Genomic DNA, 21,099 nt, shown 5'->3' with positions numbered 1-21,099 from the left:
CGCCCCGCCCGTCCCCTTTGCGCAGCCGTCTCGTCGTTCAGGAAAGGCCGAGGTCGTTCCTGATGAAATCCAGCACCTCGGAGGCCGTGGCGGAGGCCAGCCTGCCCGCGCCGTCACCGTTGTCCCCCGGGCCGTCGGACCCGTTCCACTTCAGGAGGAGGGCCTGCAACCGGGTCGTCACCCTCGCCCGGACCGCAGCGTCCCCGTCCACCTGGGACAGCGCCCCTTCCAGCCTGTCGAGCTCCGCCAATACCGGAGCCACCCGCGCCGCGTGACCGTCGCACAGCACCTGCTCCCGGACGTACGCGGCGAGTTCGCCGGGCGTGGGGTGGTCGAAGACGAGGGTGGCGGGGAGCCGGAGTCCGGTGGCGACGTTGAGCCTGTTGCGGAGCTCGACCGCGGTCAGGGAGTCGAAGCCCAGACCACGGAAGTGCGCGCTGGGACGGACCGAGTCCGGATCGTCGCGGCCCAGTACGACAGCGGCGTGGGAGCGGACCAGCGAGAGCAGGATCTCGTGCTGCTCGACCGTGTCGTGCCCCTCGATACGGGCACGCAGGGAGGACGGCCCGGTGGCCGGCGCGGGACGGGCCCGCTGGACCATGGATCCGACCAGGCCCCGGTGCAGGGGCGGCACGGTCGGCGAGCCGGGGCGCGGATCGGGCGCGTCGAGGCGGGCGGGGACGAGGACGGGCCGGTGGTGGTCGAGGGCGGCGTCGAAGAGGGCGAGCGCTTGCCCGGTGGTGAGAGGGGTGACGCCGAGCCGGGCCAGGCGGGCGCGGTCGGCCCGGTCCAGGTGTCCGGTCATGCCGCTGCTCTGCTCCCACAGCCCCCACGCCAGCGACACCGCCGGAAGCCCCGAGCCGCGCCGGTGGTGGGCGAGCGCGTCCAAGAAGGCGTTGGCCGCGGCGTAGTTGCCCTGCCCGGGCGAGCCGAGAAGGCCGGCGACCGAGGAGAAGAGGATGAACGCGGCCACGTCGGCGTGGTGGGACAGGGTGTGCAGGTGCCAGGCGGCATCGGCCTTGGCGGCCAGGGCGGCGTCGAGGTGGCGGGGGGTGAGGGACCCGAGCGTGGCATCGTCGGCGACACCCGCCGCGTGGATGACGGCGGTCAGCGGTCGCTCTGCGGGGATCGCCTCCAGGAGCCGGGCGGCCGCCGCGCGGTCGCCGAGATCGCATGCGGCGATGGTCACCCGCGCGCCCAGCTCGGTCAGCTCCCGCCGCAGTTCCTCGGCGCCCGGGGCGTCGGGGCCGCGCCGGCCGGCCAGCAGCAGATGGCGGGCGCGCCCGGTGGCCGCCAAGTGGCGGGCGAGGGCGGCACCCAGGGTGCCCGTACCACCAGTGATCAGCACAGTGCCGTCGGCGTTCCAGCCGGCCGGGAGGGTGAGCACGTTCTTCCCGATGTGGCGGCCCTGCTGCAGGTGGCGGAAGGCGTGCTCCGCCTGCCGGATGTCCCAGCAGGTCGTCGGCAGGGGAGCGAGGACACCCCGCTCGAACAGCTCCAGCACGGTGTGCAGAATCTGCCCGACCCGCTCCGGCCCGGCCTCCATCAGGTCGTACGCCCGGTAGAGCACGCCCGGATGGTCCAGCGCCACCCGCCGTGGGTCACGGATGTCGCTCTTGCCCATCTCCAGGAACCGGCCGACGTCACGGGCCACCAGGCGCAGCGAGGCGTCGACGAACTCGTGGGCCAGGCAGTCCAGGACGACGTCGATCCCCCGCCCGCCATGGGTCGCCGCGAAGCGCTGCTCGAACTCCAGCGTGCGCGAGGAGGCCAGATGGTCGTCGTCGATGCCCTGAGCGCGCAGGATGTGCCACTTGCCGGGGCCGGCGGTGGCGTATACCTCGGCCCCCAGATGGCGGGCCAGTTGCACGGCGGCCATGCCCACACCGCCGGCCGCGGCGTGGATCAGCACCGATTCCCCCGGCCGCAGGCGCGCCAGATCGACCAGGCCGTAGTAGGCGGTGGCGAAGACGACGGGGACCGAGGCGGCCTGGGCGAACGACCAGCCGTCGGGGATCCGCGCCAGGGTCGCCCGCTCGGCCACGGCCACCGGGCCGAACGCCGCGGGGAACGTCCCCATCACCCGGTCCCCGGGCGCGAGGTCGCGGACCTCTGCCCCGACCTCCAGGACGATCCCCGCCCCCTCACTGCCCAGCGCCGTCCGCCCGGGCACCACACCCAGCGCGATCAGCACATCGCGGAAGTTCAGCCCCGCGGCCCGCACCGCGACGCGCACCTCGCACGGGCCCAGCGGCACTGCCGCGGCCGGGGACGCCACCGCGGTCAACCCGTCCAGGCTGCCCGAGCCGGGGCACTCCAACCGCCAGCCTCCCGGCCCCTGTGGCAGGGCCGGGCGGCTGTCTTCCGCGCCGGCCCCCTGGCGCACCAGGCGCGGGGCCAGTGCCCGGCCGCCGCGGACCGCCAGTTGCGGCTCCCCGAGGCCGATCGCGCCGAGCAGCGCCGCGCGGGACTCCTGGGAGCGGTCCACGTCCACCACGGTGAAGCACTCCGGATGCTCCGACTGGCCGGAGCGCACCAGCCCCCAGACCGCCGCCCCCGCCAGGTCCCACACCGTCTCGCCCGGCCGGGTGGCGACCGCGCCTGAGGTGATCAGCACCAGATGCGCGTCGGCCGGCCGCTCCTTGCCGAGCCACCGCTGGAGCAGCTCCAGCACCTGGCGGGTCCTCGTGCGCACCGTCTCGGTCTTCGGCTGTTCGCTCCCGCCGCCGGCTCCAGGGGCTTCGTGGCAGGCGGCGATGACGATGTCCGGGACGGGGGCGCCCGCCGCCACGGAGCGCAGCAGATCCTCCAGGTCCGGGTAGCGGCCCACGCCGTACGTCGCCCGCTCGCCCTCGATCGCCGCCGCGGCCTCGAGCGCGGGCGCCAGACCGAGGGCGTCCGCACCGATCAGCGCACACCGGGGCGGGGCCCAGGGCGGCGCCGGCAGCGGCACATCCGTCCAGTCCAGGCCGAACAACGCGGTGTCCACGGCCGCCTCGGCCCCGCGCAAGGTGCCCCGGGGCACCGGACGCAGCGTCAGCGACTCCACCGACGCGACCGGGCGGTCGGCCGTATCGGACAGGGCGACGGCCACGGTGTCCGGCCCCAGCCGCCGCAGGCGCACCCGCAGGGCCGACGGGCCCGTCATCCGCAGGGAGACGCCCCGCCAGGCGAACGGCAGACCCCGATCCGGGCCCCCCAGGCCGTCCGGGGGCCGCGTGCCGTCGGGCTCCACCAGCCACATGGCCTGCAGCGCCGCGTCGAGCAGCGCGGGGTGCAGCCCGAAGCGGAGGGCGTCACCGGCCAACTGGTCGGGGAGGCGGACCTCCGCCAGAATCTCGTCACCGTGTCGCCATGCCGCGGCCAGCCCCTGGAAGGCCGCCCCGTACCCGAACTCCGCCTCGGCGAACCGGTCGTAGACCCCGGTGACGTCCAAGGGCTCCGCGCCCGCCGGCGGCCAGGCCGCGGCCCACGGCCCGAACGGCTCGTCGCCCCCGGAGGTGTGGCCACCGTGCCCCGCGCCTTCTTCGAGGCCGGCGTCGCGGGCCGCCGCAAGCGTGCCATCGGCGTGGCGTGTCCACGCACCGCGCACGGAGTCGCCCCCGCCGCTCCCCGCGCTCCGGCCGTCGTCCGCCGGCCGGGCGTGGATGCTCAGGTCACGGCGGCCGGACTCGTCGGCGGCCCCCACCGCCACCTGCAGCACCACCTCGCCGTCGGCGGGCAGGGGGAGCGGCGCGTGCAGGGTCAGCTCCTCCACATGGTCGCAGCCCACGTGCGCCCCCGCCCGCAGCGCCAGTTCCACGAACGCGGTGCCCGGCAGCAGAACGGTGCCGGCGATGACGTGGTCGGCCAGCCAGGGATGCGTACGCGGCGACAGCCTGCCCGTCAACAGACAGCCGTCGCCCTCCGCGAGCCCCACGGCGGCGCCGATCAGCGGGTGCTCCGCCGCATCGAGCCCCGCGGCCGTCACATCGCCGACCGCCGCCGGGGCGGGCAGCCAGTAGCGCCGGTGCCGGAAGGCATAGGTGGGCAGGTCGACCTGGCGCGGTGTCGGCTGCGGCCGTGCGGCGTAGTGGCGCATCCAGGCGACCGGGCGGCTGTGGGCGTGGACCGTGGCGAGCGCGGTGAGGACGCTGCGCATCTCGCACCGCTCCGGATGGAGCAGGGAGACGGCCACAGGATCGTGCGCGGCGAGGTTGTGGTGGACGAGGGCGGTGAGAGTGGCGTCGGGGCCGAGTTCGAGGAACGTGGTCACGCCGCGGGAGTGAAGCCGCTCCACGGCCCGCGCGTAGTGGACGGTACGCCGGGCCTGGAGCGGCCAGAACGCGGCAGTGCCCGGGTCCTCGTGCGGCGCGGGCGCCGTGCGCGAGTCGGCGTCGGCCTGCGGTTCGGGCGTGTCGTCGCCGTCCGCGGCCGCGATGACGAGGGGGGTGTGTGGCCGGTGGTACGTGAGGGTCTCGGCGGTGCGCCGGATCGCGCCGAGCAGCGGGTCCATGTGGGGGGAGTGGAAGGCGCCGCTGACCTGGAGGGGGGTGACCTTCCTGCCCTGCGCGCGGAAGCCGTCGGCGACCTGGTGCACGGCATCGTGGTCGCCGGTGATGACCAGCGAGGCCGGGGCGTTGACCGCGGCGATGCCGACCCGGTCCGCCAGCTCGGCGAGCCTGGGCCGCAGCTCTGCTTCGGTGGCCTCGACAGCGACCATGGCTCCGGCGGCTGGAAGGTCCCGCATGGCGCGGGCGCGGGCCGCCACCAGCGCCGCGGCGTCGGGGAGGCTGAGGATGCCCGCCAGATGGGCGGCCGTCAGCTCGCCCAGGGAGTGGCCGGCCAGATAGTCGGGGCTCAGCCCGAACTCCTCGGTGACCATGTGGTGCAGCGCGGTCTGGAGGGCGAAGAGGGCCGGTTGGGCGTAGGCGGTCCGGTGCAGCAGCGCCGACGCCTCGCTCTTCTCGTCGGCGAACATCACCTCCATCAAGGGACGCTCCAGGTGCGGGTCCAGATGGGCGCACACCTCGTCGAGTGCCCCGGCGAACGCCGCGGACGAGCGGTAGAGCCCGTGGCCCATGCGGGGGCGCTGGGTGCCCTGCCCCGAGCATACGAAGGCGACCTTGCCCGGCCCCGTCTCACCCTGCCGCCCCACCGCCACGCCCTGGATGACCGCGCCATCGGGCGTGCCCGCCACCAGGCCGTCCAGGGCGCGCCGGAAGTCGTCGTGGCCGGTGCCGAGGAGCACGGCGCGGTGCTCGAACACCGCCCGTCCCCTGGCGAGGGAGTACCCCACGTCGGCCGGGTCGACATCCGGCCGTTCGGCCACATACGCCCGCAACCTCCGGGCCTGCGCCCGCAGCGCCTCCTGCGACCTGGCGGAGAGGGGCCAGGGGAACGGGACGGGCGCCGGGGAGGCGTCCGGCTCCGGCCCCGCGGTGGCTTGCGCGGGGGTCTTCGCCTGCGGCGCCTGCTCCAGGATCACATGGGCGTTGGTGCCGCTCACGCCGAAGGACGACACCCCCGCCCGCCGGGGGCGCCCGGTGTCCGGCCACGGCTGGTCCTCGGTCAGCAGCCGTACCGCACCCGCCGACCAGTCCACATGCGGCGACGGCTCGGACACGTGCAGCGTGCGCGGCAGCATCCCCTGCCGCAGGGCCAGCACCATCTTGATGACCCCGGCGATGCCCGCGGCCGACTGGGTGTGCCCGATGTTGGACTTGACCGTACCGAGCCACAGCGCCCGGTCCGCCGGTCGCCCCTGCCCGTAGGTGGCGAGCAGGGCCTGGGCCTCGATCGGATCGCCGAGCGACGTTCCCGTGCCGTGCGCCTCGACCGCGTCCACCTCGGCCGCGGCGAGCCCGGCGGCGGCCAGGGCAGCCCGGATGACCCGCTGCTGCGAGGGGCCGTTCGGGGCCGTCAGCCCATTGCTGGCACCGTCCTGATTGACGGCGCTGCCGCGCACGAGGGCCAGCACGCGATGGCCGTTGCGCCGCGCGTCGGACAGCCGTTCCACCACGACCATGCCCACGCCCTCGCCCCAGCCGGTGCCATCGGCCGTGGCGGAGAACGCCTTGCACCTGCCGTCCGCCGCCAGGCCCCGCTGACGGGAGAACTCCACGAAATTGAACGGCGTCATCATGACCGTGACCCCGCCCGCCAGGGCCAGCGAGCATTCGCCGGCCCGCAGCGACTGGCACGCCAGATGGAGCGCCACGAGCGAGGACGAGCAGGCGGTGTCGATGCTGACCGCCGGGCCTTCCAGGCCGAGCGCATACGAGACGCGCCCCGAGGCGACGCTGTTGGTGCTGCCCGTCAGCGCGTAACCCTCCCACAGCGCTGACAGCTCCGACGGGGCCTGCCGCAGATGAGCGGTGAAGTCCTGGGCGTTGCTGCCGGTGAAGACGCCCGTCGGACTGCCCCGGAGTTCGTGAGGGTTGATACCGGCTCGTTCGAGGGCCTCCCAGGACGACTCCAGGAGCAGCCGCTGCTGGGGATCCGTCGCCGCAGCCTCCCGCGGGCTGATCCCGAAGAACTCCGCGTCGAAGTCACCCGCGTCATGGAGGAAGGCGCCCTGTCGGCTGTAGGAGGTGCCCGGCCGGTCCGGATCGGGATCGAAGAGCCTGGCCAGGTCCCAGCCCCGGTCGGTCGGGAAGTCCCCGACGGCGTCCCGGTGAGCGGTGACGAACTCCCACAGGTCTTCGGGGGAGCCGATCCCGCCGGGATAGCGGCAGGCCCAGCCGACGATGGCGATGGGTTCGGCGGGGTCCGGCGCACCGTGCGCCACGCCGGACGAGCGGCCGCTCGCGGCCGTGGCGCCCGTTGCGTCGGCCGTCCCCCCGGCACCGTCGGTGCCCATCGGCGCCAACCGCGCCAGCAGGTCCGTCGCGAGCTTGTCCGGCGTCGGATGGTCGAAGGCGAGGGTGGTCGGCAGGCGCAGCCCGGTGGCCGCCGCGAGACGGTTGCGGAACTCGATCGCCGTGACCGAGGTGAATCCAAGGTCGCGGAAGGCCCGGTCCGTCGCGATCGCCTGGGCCGTGGAGTGCCCGAGGACGGCGGCCGTGTGGGAGCTGACGAGGTCGAGGAGCGTCCGGTGCCGCTCGGTCGGGCTCTGGCCCGCCAGGCGGGCACCGAGGCTCGTGGAGGTGTCGGCCGTCTCGTCTCCGGCGTCGGCGGCGGCCGATACCGGGCGGCGGCTCCCCGGGATGTCGCGGGTGTGCCGCGCCGGCTTGAGCTTCTTCCAGTCGACGTCCGCGACGACGAGTTGGGCGTAGGGCGAGACGACGGCCTGCTCCAGGGTGGCCAGTGCCAGGTGGGGCGGCATGGGAGGAAAGCCGCGGTTGCGGAGGTATGCCTGCGCGGGCCGTGTGTTCGCGAGCCCGTCGCCGTCCCAGTTACCCCAGGCGATGGAGGTGGCGGTGAGCCCCCGGGCCCGGCGGTGCTGGGCGAGGGCGTCCAGGTAGGCGTTGGCGGCCGCGTAGTTGGCCTGGCCCGCGGCGCCGAAGGGCGCCGCGGCGGAGGAGAAGAGGACGAACGCGTCAAGGGGGTGGTTCTGCGCGAGGGCGTGCAGGTGGTGTGCGGCGTGGGACTTGGGCCCCAGGACGGTGGCGAGGTGGTCCGGGGTCTGTGCGGTGAGCGTGCTGTCGTCCAGCACGGCCGCGGTGTGGATGACCGCGGTGAGGGGGCGGTCGGAGGGGACACCGGTGAGGAGACCTGTGAGTGCACCGGGGTCGGCTATGTCACACGCGGCGAGGGTCACCGTGGCACCGAGTCCGGTGAGCTGGTCACGGAGTGTGGTGGCGCCGGGGGCGTCGGGCCCTTGCCGACTCACCAGCAGCAGATGGCAGCCGGGGTGATGTGCGGCGATCCGGTGGGCGACGCGGGAGCCGAGGGCTCCCGTGCCGCCGGTGATGAGAACGGTACCGCGGGGCGTCCACGGCCGGGCGCCCTCCGGTGCGGCGGTGGCCGTGGAGGGTGTCCGGGCGAGGCGCCGTGTGCGTGGGCCGGTGGCGCGCAGGGCGAGTTCGTCTTCGTCGTGGCAGGTGGTCAGCGCCGCGATGAGACTGCGGAGCACCTGCTCGGTGAGGGTGGCGGGAAGATCGATGAGTCCGCCCCAGAGATCGGGGTGTTCGAGGGCAGCGGTGCGTCCCAGCCCCCAGACCATCGCCTGGAGGGGATGATCGAGCGTGTCCGCGGGGGAGGTGGCGACGGCCTCGTGAGTGGCACACCACAGACGTGGCGCGATGTCCTCGCATGCGATGAGCGCCTGGATCAGCCGGAGGGTGAGGGCGGTGCCGACGGGCACCTCGGGGTGAAGCGGATGCGGTTCCTCGTCGAGGGCGAGCAGCGAGAGCACGCCGCTGATGGAGGGGGCATCGCTCGAGATCGCCTGTGCGAGGTGCCGTTCGAGCAGGGGGAGATCGGTGTGGGTGTCGTCGAGGACGAGGGTGGTGGTGGGCAGACCCTGGCGTTCCAGAGCGTTCAGGACGGCACTGACGTGGGGGTGGTCGGCCCGCCCGGAGGGGATCGCGACAAGCCATCGGCCGGCCGGCCGGGGGTGCGCGCCGGCGAGACTGACGGGTTTCCAGATATCGCGGTAGCACCAGGTGTCGGTGATGGCCTGGTCTCGACGCCGACCGTGCCAGGCGGACAGGGCCGGCAGCAGCGCGTCCAGCGAGGTACCCGGCTCGACGTCGAGGAGCGTGGCGACGGCGTCGGCGTCCTCGCCTTCGACGGCCTCCCAGAAACGGGCCGCGGCGAGGTCCGGACCCGCCTCCTTGCCGGGGGGCTCCGGCTCCATGTCCTCGGTGGAGCTGTGGAGCCAGTAGTGGTGGTGTTGGAAGGGGTAGGTGGGGAGGTCGATGTGGTGGGGGGTGGGGTGGAGTGTTTGGTAGTGGTGTTGCCAGTTGGTGGTGTGGCCGTGGGTGTGGGCGTGGGCGAGGTTGGTGAGGATGTGGTGGGTGTCGTCGTGGTCGCGGTGGAGTGAGGGGATGACGGTGGTGGTGTGGTGGGTGGTTTCGGTGGGGGTTTCGGTGGTGGTTGTGATGGCGGGGGTGAGTGTGGGGTGGGGGCTGATTTCGATGTAGGTGTGGTGGTCGGTTTGGGTGAGGGTGTGGATGGCGTTGGCGAATTGTACGGGGTTGCGTAGGTTGCGGTACCAGTAGTGGGCGTCGAGTTCGGTGGGGTCGGTCCATCGGTTGTCGACGGTGGAGTAGAAGGGGATGGTGGTGGGTTGGGGGTGGATGTTGTTGAGGAGGGTGAGGAGGGGGTCTTTGACGGCGTCGATGTGGGGGCAGTGGGAGGCGTAGTCGACGGGGATGCGTTTGGCGTGCACGTGGTGGGTTTGGTAGTGCTGGAGTGCTTCTTCGAGTGCGTCGGTGTCTCCTGAGATGACTGTGGTTGTGGGGGAGTTGGTGGCGGCTACCCATAGCCGGTTGGGCCAGTGGGTGTGGAGGAGTTCGGTGACCTGGTGTGCGGGTTGGGGTACGGAGGCCATGGCTCCGGCGCCTCGTACGGTTTGGAGGGCTTGGCTGCGCAGGGTGATGATTTTGGCTGCGTCTTGGAGTGTCAGGGCGCCGCAGACGTGGGCTGCGGCGATCTCGCCTTGGGAGTGGCCGAGGACGGCGTCTGGTTCGATGCCGTAGGAGCGCCAGAGTGCGGCCAGGGACACCATGATCGAGAACAGGACGGGCTGGACGATGTCGGCGCGTTGCCATGCGGGGTCGTCGGCGGGCTGGTGGAGGATGTCGGCGAGTGACCAGTTGATGTAGGGGGTGAGGGCTTGTTCGCAGGCGGCCATCTGCTCGGCGAAGAGGGGTGAGGTGTGCAGGAGTCGTAGTCCCATTCCTGCCCATTGGCCGCCTTGTCCGGGGAAGACGAAGACGGTGTGGCCACCGGTGGTGGTGGGATGGGTCGCTGTTTGGTGGAGGGTTGGGTGGGGTTGGCCGGTGGCGAGGGCGTTCAGGCCGTGGAGGAGTTGTTCGCGGTCGGAGCCGATGAGGACGGCGCGGTGGTTGAAGGTGGTGCGGCCGGTGGCGAGGGTGTGGCCGACATCGGCGGGTGTGAGGTGTGGGCGGGCGGTGAGGTGTGTGTGCAGGTGGCGGGCCTGGTCGCGTAGTGCTTGTGGGGTCTTGGCCGAGACCACCCAGGGCAGGACGGGTCCCGGCTCGACGGCATGCCCCTCGGGAGCCGGCCGGGACAACGACGGCGTCGCTGCCGGCGCCTGCTCGAGGATGACATGAGCATTAGTCCCGCTGATGCCGAAGGACGACACGCCCGCCCGGCGAGGGCGCCCCTCCCGTGGCCAGGGCACGGACCGGGTGAGCAGCCGGATCGTACCGCCCGACCACTCGACGTGCGAGGACGGCGGGTCCGCGTGGAGTGTGGCGGGCAGGGTCTGGTGCTGAAGGGCCGTGACCATCTTGATGACCCCGCCCACGCCGGCCGCTGCCTGGGCATGGCCGATATTGGACTTGAGCGAGCCGAGCCACAGCGGCCGGTCGTCCGGGCGCTCCTGGCCGTAGGCCGCCAGGAGCGCCTCTACCTCGATGGGGTCGCCGAGCGGCGTGCCGGTCCCGTGCCCCTCGACGGCGTCCACGTCGGCGGGGGAGAGACCGGCGTTGGCCAGTGCCTGGCGGATGACGCGTTCCTGCGAGGGGCCGCTGGGGGCGGTGAGCCCGTTGCTGGCTCCGTCCTGGTTGACCGCGGAGCCCCGTACCACGGCCAGGACGCGATGCCCGAGCCGTTGCGCGTCCGAGAGCCGCTCCACCAGCAGCATCCCCGCGCCCTCGGCCCAGCCGGTGCCGTCCGCCCCGGCCCCGTACGACTTGCAGCGCCCGTCCACCGCCAGCCCCCGCTGCCGCGAGAACTCCACGAAGGTTCCCGGCGTGGACATCACGGTCACCCCGCCGGCCAGGGCCAGCGAGCACTCCCCGGCCCGCAGCGCCTGGCCCGCAAGATGCAGGGCGACCAGGGACGAGGAGCACGCCGTGTCGACCGTCACGGCGGGTCCTTCGAAGCCGAAGGTGTAGGCCACCCTGCCCGAGACGACGCTGCCCGACGTGCCCGTCAGCAGGTATCCCTCCACCTCCTCCGGGGCCACGCGGGAGTGCGGGCCGTAGTCGTGGTACATGACCCCCGCGAAAACTCCGGTTTGGCTGCCCCGTAGCAGCGCGGGATCGATACCGGCCCTTTCGAAGGCCTCCCAGGAGATTTCCAGAAGCAGGCGTTGCTGGGGGTCCATCGCGAGTGCTTCGCGAGGGCTGATGTCGAAGAACGAGGCGTCGAACTGGCCCGCGTCGTAGAGGAAGCCACCGTTCTGGGTGTAGCTGCTGCCGGGCTGCGCCTGATCGGGGCTGTACAGCGTTTCGAGATCCCATCCGCGGTCCGTCGGGAAATCGCCGATGGCATCGGTTCGGTTGGCGACGAGATGCCAGAGGTCTTGAGGGGTCCGGACCTCTCCGGGATAGCGACAGGCCATGCCGATGATGGCGATGGGCTCGTCACCGGCGGTGGCTGCGGTGGCTGTGCTGCGAACGGTCGGGGCGGCGGGGGATTCGTCGCTGTTTTCCTGGAGCCGGGCTTGAAGGTGGTCGACCAGGGCGGCCGGGGTGGGGTGGTTGAAGACGAGAGTGGAGGGGAGGCGCAGGCCGGTCGCCTCGTTGAGGTGGTTGCGGAGTTCGATGCCGGTGAGGGAGTCGAAGCCGAGATCACGGAAGGAGCGCTCGGGGTGGACGGCGTCCGGGCGCGAATGGCCCAGGACGCCGGCGATGTGGCTTTGGACGAGGGCGAGCAGGGCCTGGCGTCGTTGCTCGGGGGCTTGCTGGGCGAGGCTGTCGCGGAGCGCGACCGGGGCGGCGGGCGCATGGCCGCCGGCCCTGGCGAGCCGCTCGAAGAGGGGCGACGGGGGCAGGGCGGCGCGGTTGAGGCGGGTGGGAATGAGCGCGGGGCGATGGGTGGTGTGGACGGCGTCGTAGAGGCCCAGCGCGGTGGCCGTGGTGAGGGGAGTGAGGCCGGTCCGCTGGAAGCGGTGGCGATCCCCGGGGGTGAGGTGACCGGTGATACCGCTGGTCTCCGCCCAGAGTCCCCAGCCGAGGGAGAGTGCGGGCAGGCCCTGGGCGCGGCGGTGGTGTGCCAAGGCGTCGAGGAAGGCGTTGGCGGCGGCGTAGTTGGCCTGGCCCGGGGTGCCGACGGCGGCGGCGACGGAGGAGAACAGAACGAATGCCGACAGGTCCTCATAACGGGTGAGTTCGTGCAGATGGAGGGCGGCGTCGACTTTGGGAGTGAGGACGCTGTCGAGCTGGTGGGGGGTGAGGGAGGTGATGGTGGCGTCGTCGAGGACGCCGGCGGTGTGGATGACGGCGGTGAGGGGGTGGGAGTCGGGGATCGAGCGAAGGAGCCTGGCCAGGGCGCTGCGGTCGCTGACGTCGCAGGCGGCGATGGTGACCTGGGCGCCGAGCTCGGCCAGCGAGGCGTGCAGCCGGTCGGCGCCGGGGGCATCGGGGCCGCGCCGACTGATGAGGAGCACGTGCCGTACGCCGTGGTGGCTGACCAGGTGGTGGACGAGGGCGGAGGCGAGTGTGCCGGTGCCGCCGGTGATCAGGGTGGTGCCGTCGGGATGGGGCGGTGTGGGGAGGACGAGGACGTTCTTGCCGATGTGCCGACCGCCTTGGAGCTGGTGGACGGCGTCCCGGTCCTGGCGGATGTCCCACGTGGCCACCGGCAGCGGCGCCAGGGCGCCTTGCTCGAAGAGATCGAGGACGGTACGGAGGATCTCCTTGACGCGGTGGCCTCCGGCCCGGGCGAGGTCGCAGATCTGGTAGCGGACCCCGGGGTCTTCCTCCGTGACCGGCCAGGTGCCGCGGGCACCCGCACTCCCCACTTTCAGGAACCGGCCGAGCGGGGCACACAGGCGCAAGGACGCCTCGGTCGACTCCTCGGCATCGGCGCGCTCCTGAGCGAGGCAGTCGACGACGACGTCGATGCCGTGTTCTCCGGCGGTGTTGGCGAATCGGGTTTCGAAGTCGAGGGCGCGCGAGGAGGCGACACGCTCCGGGGGAACGCCCTGGGCGCGGAGGGCCTGTCGGCGGCCGGGGTCCGCGATGGCGTAGACCTCCGCCCCCAGGTGGCGGGCCAACTGCACTGCGGCCATGCCCACTCCGCCGGCGTCGGTGTGCACCAGCACCGACTCGCCCGGGCACAGGCCGGCCAGGTCCACGAGACCGTAGTAGGCGGTGGCGAAGGCGACGGGAATCGACGCCGCCTCGGCGAAGGTCCAGCCCTCGGGGATGCGGGCCAGACAGTCGCGCTCAGCGATGGCCATCGGCGCGAAGGCGTCGGGGAACACGCCCAGCACCCGGTCACCGACGGCCAGGTCCGCCACCCCGGGGCCGACCTCCAGGACCACCCCCGCGCCCCCGCCGCCCGGCTCGGGCGAACGCCGCGCCGGTTGTGCCGGATCGAGTGCGGGAGGTGCGTCCCACAAGCCGAGCCCCGCGGCGCGTACGCCGACGCGGACCCGCCCCTCGTCCAGAGGCGCCGTCGCAGCCATCGGCGAGACCGCGCCGAGCCCGTCCCTCCCGGGCCGGTCCCCACCGCCGGGCCGCTCATCGGCGGCCGGGGCGTCGGCGCTCACCCCCGCGCCGGCATCGGCGTGCACCAGCCGTGCCACGCGCACCTCACCCGCCCGCAGTGCGAGCTGCGGTTCAGCCGTGCCCAGAGCGGCGGTGAACACGGCGCGCGAGTCCTCGTGACCGTCGTAGTCCACGAGGCCGAGGCGGCCGGGGTGTTCGGCCTGGGCGGACCGCACCAGTCCCCACACCGCCGCACCCGCCAGATCCGGGATGTCCTCCCCGGCGGCCGCGGCGGCGGCCCCGCGCGTCACGACGACCAGCTGGGCGGCCGTGCATCGCTCATCCGTGAGCCAGCGCTGGAGCAACCCGAGCACTCGGCCGGTGGACGCGCGCACCGCCTCCGGCAGGGCCGTGCCGTCCGGCAGCGTGACGTCGTCCGGGACGGCGCCTTTCTTGGCACCACCCACAGCGTTCCGCGTGGCACCCGCGGCCAGCAGCACCACATCGGGCAGCCGCTCGCCCGCGTCCAAGGCCGCCGTCAGCGCGTCGAAGTCCCGGTATGCCGCGTCAGCCTCGGTTGCCGCGGCCAGCTCAAAGGGGTCCGTGCCCAGCACCGCGCAACGCAACGGGCCGACCGGCGTCGTGGGCCGCCGAAGCGCCGCCCACTCGATCCCGAACAGCGAGTCCTCAGGCACCCCACTGGTGGCCCGTAGCTCGTCCATCGACACCGGGCGCAGCGTGAGCGATGCGAGGCGGGCCACGGGCCGGCCGGAACAGTCGGTGACCTCCAGCGATACGGCATCGGGATCCTGGACCGCCTGCGCCGGGGACAGCCGTACGCGGGCAGCCGTGACTCCGGTGGTGTGGAGCGTGACACCGGAGAAGGCGAAGGGAAGGGCCGACTGGAGCACGCCGCCGGTCGAGGTGAGCGCGGTGGCGTGGAGCGCGGCGTCGAGCAGGGCGGGGTGGAGGCCGTACCGCCACGCATCGTGCGCGCTGTCGGCAGGAAGGTGCAGCTCGCCGAGGATGGCGTCACCGTGCCGCCAGGCGGCGCGCAGTCCCCGGAAGAGCGGTCCGTAGTCGAAGCCGGCGTCCGCCAGCCGCGGGTAGAGGCCGGTGAGGTCGATGGGCTCGGCGCCGGGCGGGGGCCAGCAAATCGCGGGCGGTTCCTCCGTGATCTGGGTACGGGTGAGGCTGCCCGTGGCGTGCCGGGTCCAGGTGGCATCCGTGCGGGAGTAGACGCCGATGGCCCTGCGTCCGGATCCGTCCGGCGCGCCGACGGCGATCTGAAGCGTGGTCGTGCCCCCGCCAGGAGGGAGAACGAGCGGGGTGTGGAGGGTCAGCTCCTCGACGTGCGGGTGCCCGGTGTGACGGCCGGCGTGGAGGGCGAGTTCGAGAAAGGCGGTACCGGGCAGCAGGACGCTGCCGCCGACGGTGTGGTCGGCGAGCCAGGGGTGAGTGGCCAGGGAGAGCCGACCGGTGAGCCGGTAACCGTCCTCGTCGGCCAGTTCCAAGGCGGCGGTGAGCAGCGGGTGATCGGCCCGTGCGAGCCCGGCCGCGGCGATGTCACCGACAGGTGTCGAGTCGTGGAGCCAGTAGTGGTGGTGTTGGAAGGGGTAGGTGGGGAGGTCGATGTGGTGGGGGGTGGGGTGGAGTGTTTGGTAGTGGTGTTGCCAGTTGGTGGTGTGGCCGTGGGTGTGGGCGTGGGCGAGGTTGGTGAGGATGTGGTGGGTGTCGTCGTGGTCGCGGTGGAGTGAGGGGATGACGGTGGTGGTGTGGTGGGTGGTTTCGGTGGGGGTTTCGGTGGTGGTTGTGATGGCGGGGGTGAGTGTGGGGTGGGGGCTGATTTCGATGTAGGTGTGGTGGTCGGTTTGGGTGAGGGTGTGGATGGCGTTGGCGAATTGTACGGGGTTGCGTAGGTTGCGGTACCAGTAGTGGGCGTCGAGTTCGGTGGGGTCGGTCCATCGGTTGTCGACGGTGGAGTAGAAGGGGATGGTGGTGGGTTGGGGGTGGATGTTGTTGAGGAGGGTGAGGAGGGGGTCTTTGACGGCGTCGATGTGGGGGCAGTGGGAGGCGTAGTCGACGGGGATGCGTTTGGCGTGCACGTGGTGGGTTTGGTAGTGCTGGAGTGCTTCTTCGAGTGCGTCGGTGTCTCCTGAGATGACTGTGGTTGTGGGGGAGTTGGTGGCGGCTACCCATAGCCGGTTGGGCCAGTGGGTGTGGAGGAGTTCGGTGACCTGGTGTGCGGGTTGGGGTACGGAGGCCATGGCTCCGGCGCCTCGTACGGTTTGGAGGGCTTGGCTGCGCAGGGTGATGATTTTGGCTGCGTCTTGGAGTGTCAGGGCGCCGCAGACGTGGGCTGCGGCGATCTCGCCTTGGGAGTGGCCGAGGACGGCGTCTGGTTCGATGCCGTAGGAGCGCCAGAGTGCGGCCAGGGACACCATGATCGAGAACAGGACGGGCTGGACGATGTCGGCGCGTTGCCATGCGGGGTCGTCGGCGGGCTGGTGGAGGATGTCGGCGAGTGACCAGTTGATGTAGGGGGTGAGGGCTTGTTCGCAGGCGGCCATCTGCTCGGCGAAGAGGGGTGAGGTGTGCAGGAGTCGTAGTCCCATTCCTGCCCATTGGCCGCCTTGTCCGGGGAAGACGAAGACGGTGTGGCCACCGGGGGTGGTGGGATGGGTCGCTGTTTGGTGGAGGGTTGGGGGGGGTTGGCCGGTGGCGAGGGCGTTCAGGCCGTGGAGGAGTTGTTCGCGGTCGGAGCCGATGAGGACGGCGCGGTGGTTGAAGGTGGTGCGGCCGGTGGCGAGGGTGTGGCCGACATCGGCGGGTGTGAGGTGTGGGCGGGCGGTGAGGTGTGTGTGCAGGTGGCGGGCCTGGTCGCGTAGTGCTTGTGGGGTCTTGGCCGAGACCACCCAGGGCAGGACGGGTCCCGGCTCGACGGCATGCCCCTCGGGAGCCGGCCGGGACAACGACGGCGTCGCTGCCGGCGCCTGCTCGAGGATGACATGAGCATTAGTCCCGCTGATGCCGAAGGACGACACGCCCGCCCGGCGAGGGCGGCCGTTCTCCGGCCAGGGCACCGGCTCCGTCAACAGCCGCACCGCCCCGGCCGACCAATCCACGTAGTCCGACGGCTTGTCCACATGCAGAGTGCGCGGCAGCACACCGTGCTGGAGCGCGAGCACCATTTTGATGACCCCGATGACGCCCGCGGCCCACTGGGTGTGTCCGATGTTCGACTTGATCGATCCCAGCCACAGCGGCCGGTCGGCCCGCCGCCCCTGCCCGTAGGCGGCCAGCAGCGCCTGCGCCTCGATCGGATCGCCCAACCGGGTGCCGGTGCCGTGCCCCTCCACCGCGTCGACCTCCGGAGCCGACAGCCCGGCGTTGACCAGGGCCGACCGGATGACCTGTTGCTGTGACGGACCGCTGGGCGCCGTGAAGCCGTTGCTCGCCCCGTCCTGGTTGACCGCGGAGCCCCGTACCACCGCCAGCACCCGGTGCCCGAGCCGTCGCGCGTCGGACAGTCGCTCGACGAGCAGCATGCCCACGCCCTCGGACCAGCCAGTGCCGTCCGCGGCGGCCGCGTACGCCTTGCAGCGGCCGTCCGGAGCCAGGCCGCGCTGCCGCGAGAACTCGATGAACATGCCGGGAGTCGAGAGGACCGTCGCCCCGCCGGCCAGGGCCAGCGAGCACTCCCCGGCCCGCAGCGCCTGGCCCGCCAGATGCAGGGCGACCAGGGACGAGGAGCACGCCGTGTCCACGGACACCGCCGGCCCCTCCAGACCGAGGACGTAGGAGATCCGCCCCGAGGCGGCGGCGCCGATGTTGCCCGTCAGCAGGTGGCCCTCCAGCTCCGGCGACGCCTGGTGCATCCGGGGGCTGTAGTCGAGCGGGGCCACGCCGACGAACACCCCGGTGCGGCTGCCGCGCAGCGTTGTCGGGTCGATCCGCGCCCGTTCAAGCGCCTCCCACGAGGTCTCCAGGAGCAGCCGCTGCTGGGGATCCATGGCCATGGCCTCGCGTGGCGCGATGCCGAAGAACTCGGCGTCGAACTTGTCGGCGTCGTGGAGGAATCCCGCTTCGCGCTGGTAGTACGTGCCGGGCCGGGCGGGGTCCGGGTCGTAGAGCTGCCGCGGGTCCCAGCCTCGGTCTTCTGGGAAGGGGGAGAGGGCGTCGGTGCCGGCGGCGACCAGTTCCCACAGCTCCTCGGGGGTACGCGCGCCTCCAGGGAAGCGGCCCGCCATGCCGATGACGGCGATCGGCTCGTCGCCGGCCGTGGCCGGACCGACCGCCGCCGCGGGGCCGGGGTGGCCGCCGGCGCCCGGCTCCTCGCCGCCCTGGTGACCGAAGAGAAGGGAGTGCAGATGGTCGGCGACGGCGGCGGGTGTCGGATGGTCGAAGGCCAGGGTGAAGGGCAGCAGCAGTCCGGCGGCGTCATTCAGGCGATTGCGCAGCGCGACCGCGGCCGCGGAGTCGAAGCCCGAGGCGACGAAGTGCTCATGCTCCGCGATGCCGTGGCCCGGTGCGGCCTCCTCGGCGACATCCCCGAGGACCTTGGCCGCCTCGATGCTCACCAGCTCGCGCAGCCGCCGCTTCCGCTCCGCGGGGGAGAGCCGGGCAAGCCGCTCCACCAAGGAGGACTGGCGGGCTTCCGCCAGGTCCGGGGCGTCGGCGAGCTCTACGGACGTGTCCTCGGGCAGCTCGATGGGCAGTTTGATCCGGCGGCCGCCCGGCACCGAGAACGCCGCGTGGTGATCATCCAGCGCGCCCTGTACGTACAGCTCGGCCAGCGCGGTTCGAAAGGACGCGATGGCGGCGTGCCGGCGGCGCAGCGTCGGCACGATGACGACACGCTCACCGCTGACCACCTCCTCGGCGGTGGCCTGCACACACATGGTCAGCATCGGGTGCGGGCTCAGCTCCACGAAGCAGCGTGTGCCCTGTCGCAGCAGCCCCGTGACGACGCTTTCGAACCGGACCGTGTCGGCGAGATTCCGGTGCCAGTAAGCCGCGTCGAGCCTCTGGGTCTCCAGCGGGCCCCCGACGACAGAGGAGTGGAACGGCACCCGCGACGCACCGGCGGTGACCGATGACAGCGAGTCGAGCAGGTCGTCCCTGAGTGCAGCCATGGACGGAGAGTGCGTGGCGACATCGATCGCCACCTCGCGGGCCCGGACACCGGAACGAGTGAGCTCCGCCAACAGCTCCTCGGCGGCTCGCCGATCGCCGGAGACCACCGTCGCCATGGGGCCGTTGACCGCGGCGATCGACAGCCTGCCCGGCCACCGCCGCCGCAGCAACGGAAGCAGCTGCGCCTCGGACCGCGCGACCGCGATCAGCGCACCCGACCCGGAGAGCGTCGCCTGGGCCCGGCCGCTCTCGATCACCACCCGTGCCGCGTCGGACAGCGACAGGGCGCCGGAGACATGGGCCGCCGCGATCTCCCCGATGCAGTGCCCCACGACCGCCGTCGGGCTCACCCCGTGAGATCGCCACAGTTCGGCCAGCCCCACCATGACGGCGAACAGCGTCGGCTGCACCACATCGGTTTGCTCCAGGGGCGGCGCGCCCGGTGTGCCCCGCAGCACCGCCTCCGGTGACCAGGCGACATACGGCTCGAACGCCTCGGCGCAGGCGTCGATGGCCCGACGGAAAGCGGGGGACGCAGTCAGCAGATCCGCGGCCATGCCGGGCCACTGGGTGCCCTGGCCGGGGAAGACGAACACGATCCCGTCGCCGGCCGCGACTGTCGTGTCTCGTACGACACCGGGGGCGTCCTCGCCCCGGGCCACCGCGTCGAGCCCCTGCAGATAACCCTCCCGATTTGCCGCGATCACCGCCGCGCGATGCGTGAGCGCAGCGCCGCTGCTCGCCAGTGTGTGGGCGATGTCTTGCGGACGGAGCCGAGGGTGGTCGGCGACATGGTCGTGGAGCCGCCGCGCCTGAGCTCGCAGCGCGGTTCCGGTGTGCCCGGAGAGGATCCACGGATGACCGGCCACTGCGAACTCATTCTGAGCTTTGGGCAACCGAACCGTCTCCAAATCGGAAGAGGCAGCAGTCAGAACTGAGGACAAGCGGACGCACGCACCGGGGCCGGAAATCGGTCCGATGATGGTTCTGCGGCAGAGCTGACGGGTTTATAGCGCAAAGTGGCAGAGCGGCGGTGGCATCCCACTTGACAGTTCCTCAGGGGACGGTCGAGGTGGTCCGCGGCCCAGGTGAGGCGGTCGCGCGGGTCACCGGCCGCTCATGCCGACCGCGTCCGCCGCTATGGTGGAGCTAAACGGACAGCAGTCCGCTACTGGAGAACGTAACGGACGGCTGTCCGGTGAGTAAGGGGGTTCGGTCATGGGCCCGCGAGGAGGGCGAGTGGAGCCGAAGGACGATGCGCCTCAGCGCTCGGACGCGCAGCGCAACCGCGAGCGCATCCTGGAGGTGGCGCTGGCCGAGCTGACGTGTTCCCCGGACGTACCGCTGAGCGTGATCGCCAGGAAGGCGGGGGTCGGGCAGGGCACGTTCTACCGCAACTTCCCCAGTCGCGAAGCACTCGTGCTGGAGATCCACCGCCGCGAGGTGCGACAGCTGACCGACGGCGCGGCGGAGCTGCTGGCGGTCCGGGACCCCGCCCGGGCTCTGCGCGAGTGGATGGACCGCCTCGCCGAGTTCGCCATGGCCAAGACCGGCCTGGCCGACGCCCTGCGCCAGGCCACCAGTGCCACGGGCGGCCCCGCGAGACCGGGATACTCGCTGGTGGTCGCCGCGATCGAGCTCCTGCTCGACGCCAACCACAAAGCCGGGACCATCCGGCCCGGGGTGACCGCCGACGACTTCGTCCTCGCCATCGCAGGCATCTTTCAGATCGACCCGAACGGGGACTGGCGGCCCCAGGCCACCCGGCTCCTGGACCTCGTCATGGACGGCTTGCGCGCGGGGGCTCCTTCTCGCTGAGGGCGGGAGCGATGTTCTTGTTGTGACGGAGCAGGTTCCGCGGATCCCACACCGCCTTGATCTCTGCGAGCCGCCGGTACTTGGCCTCGCTTCCGTACACGCCGCGACGCCAGGCCTCGCCCTGGTCCTCCGTGAGATTGATGTAGGCGTTGGGGAGGGTGTGCGGCCGCATGCCCGAGGTCCGCAGCAGTCAGATGTTCCCCGTCTCCCGCAGGCGCACGACGGAGTCCGGCCCGGCCCTCGTCGCCGTGCGCGACGCCCTGCCGGCCGACCTGGACGACTTGGTGGCCCGGGCCCAGCGGGAGGGGTCTGTACGGCCGGACGTGAACACGTACGACCTGGTGCTGATGATGGTCTCCCTGCCCCCGCGGATCCCCGAGGACGGCGCCGGCGGCGGCCTCTCCGCCGACCTGGCCGGCCGCCAGCTGTCCGTCCTCCTCGACGGTCTGCGCGCCCCGGGCGCGGAGCGACTGCCCGGCCCGGCCGCCACTCGTCCGGATCTGGACGAGTTCTTCCGCACGCGCTTCGGAATCTGATCGGCGCAATTCGTCGAGGTGGCGCCGAGGTCGTCGGCCTTGCTGACCGGACAGCT

4 protein-coding genes are annotated in these 21,099 nt (G+C 72.4%); 2 read left to right on the top strand and 2 right to left on the bottom strand.

Features of this window, described 5'->3' with window-relative positions; all coding sequences use genetic code 11:
* Positions 1–37 precede the first annotated feature (37 nt).
* Complete coding sequence (locus PV419_RS03975) at positions 38–19,558, bottom strand: type I polyketide synthase (RefSeq protein WP_319686254.1); 19,521 nt, start codon at positions 19,556–19,558, stop codon at positions 38–40.
* Between the two features lie 349 nt (positions 19,559–19,907).
* Between PV419_RS03975 and PV419_RS03970 the strand changes: the two genes are divergently transcribed.
* Positions 19,908–20,507, top strand: a complete 600-nt coding sequence (locus PV419_RS03970; protein WP_415925224.1) for a TetR/AcrR family transcriptional regulator — start codon at positions 19,908–19,910, stop codon at positions 20,505–20,507.
* Here the strand turns inward: PV419_RS03970 and PV419_RS03965 are convergent.
* Positions 20,470–20,679, bottom strand: coding sequence for a BBE domain-containing protein (locus PV419_RS03965; protein WP_319686252.1), 210 nt, complete (start codon positions 20,677–20,679; stop codon positions 20,470–20,472). The genes PV419_RS03970 and PV419_RS03965 overlap by 38 nt on opposite strands.
* Between PV419_RS03965 and PV419_RS03960 the strand changes: the two genes are divergently transcribed.
* The gene (locus PV419_RS03960; protein ID WP_319686251.1) at positions 20,678–21,043 is read left to right on the top strand and encodes a hypothetical protein; all 366 of its coding nucleotides are present in this window, start codon (positions 20,678–20,680) and stop codon (positions 21,041–21,043) included. The genes PV419_RS03965 and PV419_RS03960 overlap by 2 nt on opposite strands.
* The last annotated feature ends 56 nt before the right edge of the window (positions 21,044–21,099 follow it).

Origin of the sequence: Streptomyces sp. ME19-01-6, from assembly GCF_033793745.1 — a bacterium.
In the GTDB taxonomy this organism is placed as follows: domain Bacteria; phylum Actinomycetota; class Actinomycetes; order Streptomycetales; family Streptomycetaceae; genus Streptomyces.
This window is presented reverse-complemented; position numbering and strand designations above follow the sequence as displayed.

What these genes read in the sequence shown, in the direction of transcription:
- PV419_RS03970 (WP_415925224.1), top strand. Translation starts at nt 19,908, where the DNA reads ATGGGCCCGCGAGGAGGGCGAGTGGAGCCGAAGGACGATGCGCCTCAG.
- PV419_RS03960 (WP_319686251.1), top strand. Translation starts at nt 20,678, where the DNA reads ATGCCCGAGGTCCGCAGCAGTCAGATGTTCCCCGTCTCCCGCAGGCGC.
- PV419_RS03965 (WP_319686252.1), bottom strand. Translation starts at nt 20,679, where the DNA reads ATGCGGCCGCACACCCTCCCCAACGCCTACATCAATCTCACGGAGGAC.